12 protein-coding genes and 1 tRNA gene are annotated in these 11560 nt (G+C 63.4%); 6 read left to right on the top strand and 7 right to left on the bottom strand.

All coding sequences use genetic code 11. The features are described 5' to 3' along the window. On the top strand, positions 1-851 hold an 851-nt coding region (locus tag K678_RS08055), incomplete at its 5' end, for a class 1 fructose-bisphosphatase (protein ID WP_021131965.1). A 69-nt stretch (positions 852-920) separates the two neighbouring features. On the opposite strand, the gene K678_RS08050 is transcribed toward K678_RS08055, so the two are convergent. Then, positions 921-1289, bottom strand: a complete 369-nt coding sequence (locus K678_RS08050) for a NifB/NifX family molybdenum-iron cluster-binding protein (protein ID WP_021131964.1) — start codon at positions 1287-1289, stop codon at positions 921-923. Positions 1290-1361: 72 nt separating this feature from the next. Further along, on the bottom strand, positions 1362-2057 hold the full coding sequence (locus K678_RS08045) for a Crp/Fnr family transcriptional regulator (protein WP_021131963.1): 696 nt from the start codon (positions 2055-2057) through the stop codon (positions 1362-1364). A gap of 173 nt (positions 2058-2230) precedes the next feature. On the opposite strand from K678_RS08045, the gene hemN reads away from it, so the two are divergent. Then, entirely contained in the window at positions 2231-3583 is a 1353-nt protein-coding gene (gene hemN / locus K678_RS08040; RefSeq protein ID WP_021131962.1) for an oxygen-independent coproporphyrinogen III oxidase, read from the top strand. Between the two features lie 63 nt (positions 3584-3646). Here hemN and K678_RS08035 read toward each other — a convergent pair whose 3' ends face one another. After that, positions 3647-4156 carry a phosphate-starvation-inducible PsiE family protein gene (locus K678_RS08035; protein ID WP_021131961.1) on the bottom strand — a complete coding sequence of 170 codons (510 nt, stop codon included), beginning with the start codon at positions 4154-4156 and terminating at the stop codon, positions 3647-3649. 448 nt (positions 4157-4604) lie between these two features. Between K678_RS08035 and K678_RS08030 the strand changes: the two genes are divergently transcribed. Next, positions 4605-5225, top strand: a complete 621-nt coding sequence (locus K678_RS08030; protein WP_021131960.1) for a metal-dependent hydrolase — start codon at positions 4605-4607, stop codon at positions 5223-5225. 104 nt (positions 5226-5329) lie between these two features. Here the strand turns inward: K678_RS08030 and pufA are convergent, their stop codons facing one another. Together pufA and pufB are read right to left on the bottom strand one after the other, a co-directional pair. Then, on the bottom strand, positions 5330-5503 hold the full coding sequence (gene pufA / locus K678_RS08025) for a light-harvesting antenna LH1, alpha subunit (RefSeq protein WP_021131959.1): 174 nt from the start codon (positions 5501-5503) through the stop codon (positions 5330-5332). 34 nt (positions 5504-5537) lie between these two features. Then, positions 5538-5678: a light-harvesting antenna LH1, beta subunit gene (gene pufB, locus K678_RS08020; protein ID WP_021131958.1), complete on the bottom strand. Its 141-nt coding sequence runs from the start codon at positions 5676-5678 to the stop codon at positions 5538-5540. Between the two features lie 324 nt (positions 5679-6002). Here pufB and K678_RS17675 point away from each other — a divergent pair, with 324 nt between their 5' ends. Together K678_RS17675 and K678_RS08005 are read left to right on the top strand one after the other, a co-directional pair. Beyond that, entirely contained in the window at positions 6003-7028 is a 1026-nt protein-coding gene (locus K678_RS17675) for an SH3 domain-containing protein (RefSeq protein ID WP_021131957.1), read from the top strand. 259 nt (positions 7029-7287) lie between these two features. Further along, a complete protein-coding gene (locus K678_RS08005; protein WP_021131956.1) occupies positions 7288-9402 on the top strand; it encodes a bacteriohemerythrin in 2115 nt (704 codons plus the stop codon). Between the two features lie 121 nt (positions 9403-9523). Here the strand turns inward: K678_RS08005 and K678_RS08000 are convergent. Next, a tRNA-Arg gene (locus K678_RS08000) sits at positions 9524-9600 on the bottom strand. Between the two features lie 140 nt (positions 9601-9740). On the opposite strand from K678_RS08000, the gene K678_RS07995 reads away from it, so the two are divergent. Then, positions 9741-10754, top strand: a complete 1014-nt coding sequence (locus K678_RS07995) for an NAD(P)/FAD-dependent oxidoreductase (RefSeq protein WP_021131955.1) — start codon at positions 9741-9743, stop codon at positions 10752-10754. Here K678_RS07995 and K678_RS07990 read toward each other — a convergent pair. Further along, positions 10694-11554, bottom strand: a complete 861-nt coding sequence (locus K678_RS07990) for a response regulator transcription factor (protein WP_021131954.1) — start codon at positions 11552-11554, stop codon at positions 10694-10696. The two genes, K678_RS07995 and K678_RS07990, sit on opposite strands and share 61 nt — an antisense overlap. Positions 11555-11560: the final 6 nt, after the last annotated feature.

Genomic DNA, 11560 nt, shown 5'->3' with positions numbered 1-11560 from the left:
CCGAGAACGTCCAGGGCGAGGAACAGAAGACGTTGGACATCCTCTCCAACGAAATCTTCATGCACATGAACGCGGTGGGCGGCGCCTATGCCGGCATGGCCTCGGAAGAGATGGAAGATGTCCGTCCCGTCCACAGCGCCGTCGATGGCAAATACCTGCTGCTGTTCGATCCGCTGGACGGGTCGTCGAACATCGACGTCAATATCTCGGTCGGCACGATCTTCTCGATCCTGCGCCTGCCCGAGGGGGCTTCGAGCATTGCCGAAGCAGCCTTCCTGCAAAAGGGCGTCAAGCAGATCGCCGCCGGATATGCCATTTATGGCTCGTCGACGATGCTGGTTCTGACCACCGGCAGCGGCGTCAACGGCTTTACCCTCGATCAGTCGATCGGGATGTTCATGCTGACCCATCCCAACATGACCATTCCCGCCGATACCCAGGAATTCGCGATCAACGCCTCGCGCTCGCGCCATTGGGAACCGCCGGTGCGGCGCTATGTCGACGAATGTCTGGCTGGCACCGAAGGCCCGCGCGGCAAGAATTTCAACATGCGCTGGGTTGCCTCGATGGTCGCCGAAGTCCATCGCATCCTGTGCCGGGGCGGCGTGTTCATGTATCCCGCCGACGCCGAGAATCAGGCCAAGGGCGGCAAGCTGCGGCTGATGTACGAAGCCAACCCGATGGCGTTCATCATCGAGCAGGCGGGCGGTGCCGCCAGCACCGGACGCGGCCGCATCCTCGACATCGCGCCCACCAAGTTGCACCAGCGGGTGCCGGTGATCCTGGGCTCGCGCAACGAAGTGACCCGCATCGCCGGGTATCACGCCGAGTACGACGCGGGCCGCGGCTAATCCCCGCGTTAAAGGCCGGTCCTCACCGCCCCCTGGCACGTCACCGCGTCAGGGGGCGTTTGTTTTTTATCAATGGTCGCCGTGACAGCCGCAGGGACCGGCGGACTCGGCGGCGGTCGGGGCCAGTGCGCCTTCGACATACTGGCGGATCGCCGCGACCGGGTCGGTTTCCTCGGTCAGGACGGTGACAATCCCGCGCGCATCCATCCGCCGGATGAAGCCTTCCCCGGCGCTGCCCGCCATTACCACCTTGGCCTGATCGAGCGGATGCGGCCCGTCACCGGCGAAATCGTGAATCGCCATCCCCTCGGCTAGATCCAGCCGCCCGACCTCGCGCACCGGCTGACCGGCGGTGGCGTCGAACAGCAGGAAGCGGCGGGTCTTGCCCGCATGCTGGGTAACCGTGGTGAAGTTCTGACTGGCGACGGCAACGATCATAACGACATGTCTCCCAAGAGAAGCAACGCTCTGGACTTAAGGCGATCTTAGCCCCGGCGTCATTGAAGTCAGTCAATCGCCATCGGCAATCCGTTCCAGCGCGGCGATATCGCGCTCGAACAGATTGACGGCGATTTCCCGCACCAATCCCTGACGCTTGAACTCGGCAACGGTCTTGCTGGCGGTTTCGGTGGTGACTCCCAGCAGCGCGCCGACATCCTCGCGCCCGAACAGGCGGCAGCGCCGCGCCTCGGACGGGGCCAGCAGCAGGAACAGCCGCGCCACCCGCTGGCGGGCGTTGCCGGTCGAGAGATCGCGGGTGCAGGCATGGGCCTTCCGCACGGATTCGTGCCATTTCCGCATCAACTGATTGTTGATCTTGGGCGACAGCGCCCCGATCACCGCCTTAGGGATGCGGCAGACCTTCGACGGTTGCAGGGCGATGGCGGCGTGTTCATAGCTGTCGGCCAGCATCGCCTCGAGCCCCAGCACGTCGCCCGGCCCGGCCAGGCTGACGATCCGCTTGGTCCCGTCGGATAAATATTGTTCGAGCTTGACCAGCCCCTCGCGCAGGGTGAACAGCGCCGGTGCCGCCTGTTCGGCACGGTAGAGGGTCGCGCCGGGGGGCAGCCACAGATCGTCGATCGGCTGATGAATCGCGGTGAAATCGGCGGACTCCAGGTCGGCGAACAGGACGAGATCCTGGATCGGACAACAATCGCACGAGGCCAGTCCATGCCATGCGGCTTCGATTTCGATACTCTTCATCCCTGTCCTCTATGGGGCGAACGCGGCACCGGGGGGCTCGCCGTCCGCAACGACGATAGCCGGAAGCGCGATCTGAAACCAGGATAGCGGCGCGGACGGTTGCCAAGTCGCCATCGCCCGGAGTAGGTTTTCCCTCCGATAATTCACAGGTCCCTTGCTTCAGGATAATCGCCATGCGCCCCGACCTTGCGGCAAAATACGATCTTCGCGTTCCCCGCTACACCTCGTACCCCACCGCGCCGCATTTTCATCCCGGCGTAACCGGCGAAACCTACCGCAAGTGGCTGGGCGGGCTTGATCCCGCGCTTGAGCTGTCGCTGTACCTCCATGTCGCGTTCTGCGCCGATATGTGCTGGTTCTGTGGCTGCCACACCAAGGTGACCCGCCGCTATGCTCCGGTCGCCACCTACATGGAAGCGGTGTGGCGCGAAATCGAAATGGTGGCCGAGGCTCTGCCGCAGCGGATGCTGGCCCGGCACATCCATTTCGGTGGCGGCAGCCCGACGATTTTGACGCCGACCGATTTCGTCAAGACCGTCGAACTGCTGAAGAGCAAGTTCCTCCTGAAGGATCAGTCCGAGATCGCGGTCGAGCTCGATCCCCGCACTGCCGACGAGACCTATATCAAGGCTCTGGGCAGCGTCGGCGTTACCCGCGCTTCGATCGGCGTCCAGGATCTCGATCCCGAGGTGCAGAAGGCGATCAACCGCATTCAGCCCTATGAGGTCAGCGAGCGCGTCGTCGGCTGGTTGCGTCAGTACGGCGTGTCCGAGGTCAATGTCGATCTGGTCTACGGCCTGCCCCACCAGACTCTCGACGGCCTGCTGAAGACGATTGACACCGCCCTGACCGGCTTCAAGCCGCGCCGTGTCGCTCTGTTCGGCTATGCCCACGTGCCGTGGATGAAGAAGCACCAGCGCCTGATCCCCGAGGCGGCGCTGCCCGATACCGACACCCGCTGGCAGATGTACGAACAGGGCTGCAAGATGCTGGCCGATCACGGCTTCGTCCAGATCGGTCTTGACCATTTCGCCGCCCCCGACGACGCGATGGCGATCGCGTTGAAGACCAAGACCCTGAACCGTAACTTCCAGGGCTACACCACCGATACCGCCTCGACCCTGATCGGGTTCGGCGCGTCGGGTATCGGCTCGCTGCCCCAGGGCTATGTCGTCAACGAAGGCGAGGTCCACGCCTATCAGCGTCTGATCTCGGACGGGGTGCTGGCCACCTCGCGCGGGATCGCGATCAGCGACGACGACCGTCTGCGCCGCGAGATCATCGAGCGGCTGATGTGCGACCTTGAGGTCGATATCGACGCGGTTGCCGGATCGCACAAGGTCGATCCCGCCCAGTTCGACGCCGAGATCGATACGCTTGGCCCGCTCCAGGCCGACGGCCTGGTCACTGTCGATGGCCGCCGCCTCACCGTCACCGAAGAGGGCCGGACCCTGGTCCGCGCCGTCTGCGCCGCCTTTGACCGCTATCTGAAGGCGGGCGAGCAGCGCCACTCGAAGGCGGTTTAATTCCGTTACGCCAACCGCCCCCCTGTGTTTCCGCAGGGGGGCGGAGTTTTGGCGTGTCGCCGCCTATTTATCGGCGATGCGATGCTTGGTGATCCGCAACAGGCAGATCGATACCACCATCACCAAAATCAGACCCCCCAGCACGGCCAGTTCCAGCATCGCCGAATGCAGGATCGCCTCGGATTCCGGCGTCCAGCCGCCGGGATGGCTCGCTTGCGACGATTGCAGGGTAATGCTGAGAATCCGCCGGATCGATGCGATCAGGCCGACGATCAAAAACGGCTCGCACACCAGGGTACCGGTACGAAACGAATCGCGCACGGTGTGCAGGATTTCGACCAACATCAGCACGAACAGCAGCCGGTCGATGGTGAGAATGATCTTCTCGGTGCTGCCGATATCGTGGACTGCCCCCCACAGCGAGGCTCCGGCATTGGCAATGCCGATCAGCGCGGTCAGAGCCAACATCGCGCCCAGGACGATGTAAGCGAACACCTCGATCTTGAGGAAGCCGCGCGTGGCAAGCTGGCTGATGCGGGAAGTTTCTTTGTCGGAATGATCGCTTTCGCTCATTTGGCCCCCAATGGTGGATCAATCTTTTTTGGTCGGTGGGACGTGCCCTGACGCCCGGTTTCGGCCCGACAGTGTAGCGGAAAGCCGGGCCGCTGGGCATCGCCCGGTTCCGAGGCAACGTCCCCTGCCGCTTTACCGTGCCCAGGTGCCGTGATTGCCTTAAAAATCGGCACATCCCACAACACCCCCGGTTCGCCAGGATTCCCCGGCCTTACCCTCAACCGGCCCACAGATCTATCCACAGAATCAGAGGATAACCGGCAGGATCGAGCATCGGGTGGGGACAAGTCTCCCACGGCCACGCCTCACCTCGACCAAGCACAGAACGACACAGACCCGCCCGGAACGAAGCGAGATCGGATTGTCGGCGGCACGCAGGCGTGCTATGAGCCTCCCCCCTCATTGGCCGGTCCCGGCTGGGTAGCGCTCGGACCAATCGGGACACATCGTGCAAGCCATCGCTCATCTCGCCGCCGGCATGGCGGCCGTCTCTCTCGTTTCCGTTTGGGGAGAACAAATCGGGTATCCCCTTACCCCGTCCGCGCTGCCCCTGTACTACACCCTGGGGATGGCGTCGGCCCTGCTGCCCGATATCGACCATCTCAGCTCGACGATGGGACGACGGGCCAAATGGCTGGCCGTGCTGCTGCTGATCGGGATCGCGGTAGCAATGGTGGTCTTGGGGCCGCGCCTGCCGTTGGATCAGGTGGCGGTGCTGCTGACCTTCCTCAGCTACTACCTTGCCGCCGTGCTCGGCGGTCATCGCAGCCCCTGGACCCATTCGCTCTGGCCCTGGCTGGGCGGCAGCATCGGCCTGACCCTGCTGGTGCCGTGGCTGCAACGCGAACGGGGATGGTTTCATGGTGTCGATGCAGCCGGGCTGGTCTTCGCCGCCGCCTATGGCTCGCACCTGCTGCTGGATTCATTGACCCGTCAGGGGATCCCGCTGCTGTGGCCCTGGGTTGATCGTCGCGTCGGGTTCCGCCTGATCACCACCGGCGGCGCGCCGGAAACCATTGTGACCGTGCTGTGCCTCGCTCTGGCGACCCTGCCCCTGCTGCGGCCCTAGAGACCGGGCAGGCAGCGAAACGGCCCGCACAAACGAAAACGGACGGACCCGGGTTTCCCCGGATCCGCCCGCTTACGGAGCGTAAAACGCTGGCTGTGAGCGAATTACTTCGTCGCAGACTTAGCCGCGCCGAGGGCGATCCAGTTGAAGCCCGGGGCAGCCAGGACGGCGGCGTGGACGGAGATCGCCACGACAACGGCCACAACCCAGATCACGGGCAGCCAGGTCGACGGATTGATGACCAGCCAAATCTTGTAGTCGTCTTTCGGATTGCTCATAACAAAAATCCCCTAAATAAAATTCAGATCAGACTCAGAACCAGGGCTTCCAAACCCACACCAGCACGTGCGCGACGGCGGCGATGAGGATGAAGGCGCTGAAAGTCGTCTTGAACTGCTCGTGCACTTCGACGGCTTCTTCAACGGTCAGACCCGAAAGGCTTCTCTCAGCCATGGTTATCTCCATTTATTTAGTTGGGACACAGTAACCGACAACCGATTACTGACTTGTCATTAACTTTCGGTAATCTGACATCACCCCCGCCCCGAGTCAACGGGATTTTTCATCCGAAGCGCGATAACGATGCAATTCTCATCATCGCGACAGAGACGGCGCCCAAAGGGGCAACGTCCTCGTTTTTGCCGTCCGGATCACCCCGCCAGCCAAAGCATTGGGCGCACATCACAATCCAGCATTTCAGCCTCCGGCTCCGTCTCGGCAACGCGCCTCGAATCGGCTAGGCTATATCCAACGATCTGGACGGGAGGATAGGCGGGAATGAGCATCCGAAGCGTCACGGTACTGGCGGCAACCCTGGTTCTGGTCGCGACAGGCGAAGCGAGGGCCACCGCCGACGGGCCGGACCATTACCGTCTCCGCGACGGCGCTCCCGCCCCAAGCCTGATCCTGCGCGCCCAGCCGGGCTTCAACGCCGCTCCGATCACCCAGCTTCCCGTCGGTGCCCGCTGTCTGCGCAGCCTCGGCTGCCGGGGCGGGCTGACCCTCGACGAGGCCACCACCCTGTCCGAGACGGAAAAACACGATCGCGCCCAGGCCAATCCTCGGTGGTGCCGGGTTGAACACCAGGGGCGGGTGGGCTGGCTCGACGGAACATGGCTGACCGAAGAATCCTGCCCCGCCGCGCGCGATCCGTTTCCTCCGGGCCGCGACACGGGGGAGATTCGCGGCCATCTGCGCGGACGGGCCGATGCCGATTACCGGGTTCCCCTTCTGGCGGGTCAAAGGCTGCGGGTAAGGATGACGGCAAGCAACCCCCAGACCTATTTCAACGTCCTTCCTCCCGGCAGCGACGAGGCACGCTTTGTCGGCTCCCAGTCCGGAGACAGCTTCGACGGCGTGGCCCCCACCGACGGCGCTTACCTTGTCCGCGTCTACCTGATGCGCCCGGCGGCGCGGCGAAACGAACAGAGCGACTTCCGCCTCGCCGTGACCCGGACGGGCCAGCCATTGCCTCCGTTGTCAGCGGCGGAAGACGCGCTGGTCCCGGGCACGCCCTACCACGCCGTCGCCGAAGTGCCCTGCACTGTCGCCTTCGCACCGTCCCCGCTCACCTGCCAGGCTGGCGTGATCCGCCGGGGGCATGACCGCACCGCCACGGTGGAAATCCGTTGGGAGCAAAACACCGTGGCCCGGATGCGTCGGGTCTTGTTCGTCCACGGCACGCCGATTGTTGCCGACGGGACCGACCCGATCCACGCAGACCGTCATGAAGACTGGACGATCCTGCGGATCGGCGATCAAGAACGGTTCGAGATTCCAGACGCCCTGCTCGATGGAGGGTAAGCCCGGGAGACGGTCGAGGGGGGGGCTGACAACCAGGGCAGGACGATGGTCATGGGCGAAATATCTCTTTAGGTCCACCCCAATTCAATCTACCATGACGTTTGTGTGTCGTCGGCAAATACCCTCTAGCCGCGCAGCAGCCCAATAAGGACACGTCTCATCGATCACGCGGACAAGATCGAGATTTTGCACGATACGGCCCTGTCATCGACAGGGAAAGAGGGATGGCTTGTCAACTCAACTCGAGGAGGAGAAGACAATGCAGAACATCTCGATCTTGCTCAAGATCATGACGCTGGTCACGGTGATGGCCATTATCACGGGGATCGTCGGCTATCTCGGCGTCTCCAATGCCAATTACTTGGCGATGGCCGGACAGCAAATCGACAATGCCGACGGCTTGGCGCTGAAGGCGGCCCGGCTCAATCAAGCGATCGTCGCCTTCAACCGCACCGAATATCGGGCAGCAATGGACCCAACCCCGGAAACCATCGCGATCATCACCAAGGCGAACCAAGAGCGACGGATTTTTGTCGAGGCGACGATCAAGGAGCTGAAATCCGGGGCCGACGGGCAGGGTCTCGAGCTTTTGAATAAGGTCGAGAGTCAATACAAGGAATACTCCGACAGACTTCAGGACAATCTTTTAAAAATACAGAAATATGGCAGCACCACCCAGATCGATCAGTCGCAACGCGAGATAACTAACGCCGTCGCCTCCAGCCGAGCCATTATCGATAAGCTCCAGGAATCTGTAACTAATCTTGACAATTATTTTGATGTTGCCGGAACAAAAATAGCGCAACAAGGGCTGGAGACGTCGAAAGAGAAGATATTTTTCATGATACTCGCCTCGCTGGTCGGCGTGATCGCGGGAGTGATCATCGGCTATCTGATTGGCAATTTCGGCATCTCGAAGCCAATCGGCCGGGCGGTACAGGGGCTCAAGGCCCTGTCGGATGGCAATACCGGCGTCGAGATTTACGGCGTGGGGCGCAAGGACGAAATCGGCCTGATCGCCAAGACGATGCAGGTGTTCAAAGAAACCCTGATCCGCACCCGGGAAATGGAAACCGAACAGAAGGAACAGAAACGGCGGGCCGATGCCGACCGGCTGGCGGCAATGCGCAAGATGGCCGATCTGTTCGAAGGCAGCGTCGGGGCGATCGTCGGAACCGTCACCGCCGCGGCGGGAGAGTTGCAGTCGGCGTCCGAACAGATGTCCGGGACGGCGACCCGGACCAGTTCCCAGGCAACCGCCGTCGCCTCGGCCGCCCAACAGGCTTCGGTCAATGTGCAGACGGTGGCGTCCGCGACCGAGCAACTGGCCTGCTCGATCCAGGAGATCGCCCATCAGGTCGAACGATCCCAGTCGGTGTCGGTCCGGGCCAGGACCGAGGCAACCGACACCACCTCCCATGTGCAGGAACTGTCGGATCAGGTCTCTAAAATCGGCGACATCGTCACCCTCATCAATGACATCGCCTCACAGACGAATCTGCTCGCGCTCAATGCGACGATCGAGGCCGCGCGCGCAGGCGATGCCGGCAAGGGCTTTTCCGTGGTCGCGGGCGAGGTCAAGAACCTCGCCAACCAGACCGCCCGGGCGACCAGCGAGATCGCCGCCCAGATCCAGGCGGTTCAGAAGGGAACCAGCTCGGCAGTGCTGGCGATCAACGGTATCGCGGCCGTGATCTCGGAAATGAGCGAAATCAGCGCCGCCGTTTCGGCGGCGGTGCAGCAGCAGACCGCCGCGACCGGAGAAATCGCCCGCAATATTGAACAGGCTTCCGCCGGCACATCGGACGTCTCGGTCAACATTGTCTGCGTCGAGAAAGCGGCCAAGGAGACCGGAACCGCCGCAGTACAGATCAACACCGCATCGGGCAATCTGTCCCGGCAGGCGGAAATTCTGCGCGATGAGGTCGGCCGCTTCCTGGTTCAGGTCCGGGCAGATGGCGGAGAAGGTGACCTGTTGCTGTGGGACGACAGCCAGACCTTCGGCGTTGCCTCGATCGATCTCCACCATAAGGAGATGTTCCGGATGATCAACGATTCCTACAAACTGATGATGTCGGGCCAGGGTGCGGTCGCTTCGGCGCGGATGCTGGAGAAGCTGTCGGGAGCACTCCAGCGCCATTTCGCCGAAGAAGAAGCGCAGATGTCCCAGTTGGGCTATCCGGGCGCAGCGGCCCATCATCAGAACCACGAAACGTTCCTGAAACGCGCCGCCGATCTGCGCCGCGACATCGAGGCGAATCGTCCCGAGGCGACCGGCAAGCTGTTCGATTACCTCGCCTCCTGGCTGACCGATCACATTCGGGGCGAAGATACGGCCTTTGCCACTTATCTGAAAACGGCGCGGGCCGCCTGACCGGGTCCAGACATGTTCAGCAAAAGAAAAAGCCGGGCGGCCTTTGCGCCGCCCGCGTGCCGAATCGCGTCCGCAGCCTGGGTGAGGCTGGGATGATCGTCTTAAAATAAGGGAGAAGCTTTGGCGCACCCGACAGGATTCGAACCTGTGACCCCCGCCTTCGGAGGGCGGTACTCTATCCAGCTGAGCTACGGGTGCTACGCAGAAGCAAGGGGCGACACTGTATGTCAGGGTTGGGCCGGATGCAACGGTCAAAATGACACGCCCCGCTCACTCTTGTCGGTTTGCCGCCTCGGGGCCATCTGGAACGGACGGAAATGACGAAGAGGCCAAAGACAATGCGCGTTCATGAAACCGACGCGGTGGTGGTGGGAGCGGGACCGGTCGGGTTGTTCACGGTCTTTCAATGCGGGATGGTCAAGGTCCGCTGCCATGTCGTCGATGCGCTGGGCCATGTCGGCGGGCAACTTTCGGCGCTGTACCCGGAAAAGCCGATCTATGACGTACCCGGCCATCCCCGCATCCTGGCCTCGGAACTGGTCGAGCGATTGAGCGCACAGGCCGCGCCGTTCGATCCGGTCTACCATCTGGGAGTTACCGCCACCACCCTGACTCCCGAGCCGGACGGACGCTGGCGGATGGGATTGGGCGGCGACGAGGAAATCCTGGCCCGCGCGGTGATCCTGGCCTCGGGCGGCGGAGCCTTTGCCCCCAAGCGGCCCCCGCTTGACGGGCTGGAGCAATATGAAGGCCGCGGCGTGTTCTATAGCGTGCCCCGCCGCGAAGCCTTCCGCGACAAGAGGATTGTGATCGCGGGCGGAGGAGATTCGGCGGTGGATTGGGCGATCTCGCTGTCCGAGATCGCGGCGAAGGTCAGCGTGGTCCATCGCCGCCCGCGCTTTCGCGCCGCTCCGGGAGCCGAGGCGGAGTTGCTGCGGCTGGCCGAGCAGGGTCGGATCGATCTGGTGATCCCGACCCAGCTTCATGCCCTGGAAGGCGATAACGGCCACCTGGAGGCGGTGATCGTGTCCACGCTGGAGGGTGAGACGCGGCGGATACCCGCCGACGCCCTGCTGGCCTTTTTCGGACTATCGGGCGATGTCGGCCCGGTCGCCGGATGGGGCCTCGATATGGACGGTCATGCCGTCACCATCGACCCCGCCAGCGGTGCCGCCAGCCGCCCCGGCATCTTCGCCTGCGGCGATATCTGCACCTATCCGGGCAAGCTGCGCCTGATCCTGACCGGCTTTGCCGAAGCGGCCCGCGCCGCCCATTCGGCCCACGACGTCGTTCACCCCGGCGCGGCGCTGCATTTCGTCCATTCCACCACCGCCGGTGTGCCGGGGAGCTGAGTTATACCAACCCGCAATGAGTGAAACTCATGCGGGTTGGTTAGGCCTGAAGGGCCGCGCGCCTCGTGGCGCGGAGCCAAGCGGCCCGGAGGGGCCGCGCCCGGCGAATGAGGGCTTGCGCGGATCGGTTCCGATCTGCGCAGCTTGGTATTACCCCTCAAGGGCGAGACGATAGCCGCCGGGTTCGGTCCGCAACAGGCCGGGCGAATCGTCGTCGCCCCCTCCCCGATCTTGCGGCGCAGGCGATAGATGTGGGTTTCGAGCGTGTGGGTATCGAGGTCGGCGGAATAGCCCCACACATCGGCGAGCAGGTTTTCGCGGCTGACCACCGCCCCCGCCGCCTCGGCCAGACGGCGCAGGATCGCGACTTCCTTGTCAGTCAGCCGCACCGCCCGCTCATCGGCGATGGCGGTTAGAAGCCGCCGGTCGTATTCCAGCCGCCAAGGCCCGAGAGCGATCCCGGCCGTGGCGGCACGACGGGACAGAACATCACTCAAACGCGCCGATAAGGCCGACAGGCGCAACGGCTTGGCGATCACCAGATCGGCATCGGGATCGCCTGCCCCTCCGGTGGCGAGCAGGACCAGCGGCAGGGTCACCCCGGCTGCCCGCAACGCCCGGCACGGAGCCTCATCCCCGCTCCAGGCCGCCTCGTCGACCAGGATCAAATCCTGGTCAACGACCGCCGCCAGGGCCGAAGCGGGATCGTCGGCGCGGGTCACCGCCATCGCCCGGCCGAGATGACCGGCAACGGTCTCGGCCAGCAGGGGATCGGCGATGACCAGCAGCAGACGGGGCATCAGGGT

Source organism: Magnetospirillum fulvum MGU-K5 (assembly GCF_000442515.1).
GTDB classification, from domain to species: Bacteria; Pseudomonadota; Alphaproteobacteria; order Rhodospirillales; family Magnetospirillaceae; genus Phaeospirillum; species Phaeospirillum fulvum_B.
Note: the sequence above shows the minus strand (reverse complement) of the source record. Positions and strands in the feature narration are given on the sequence as shown.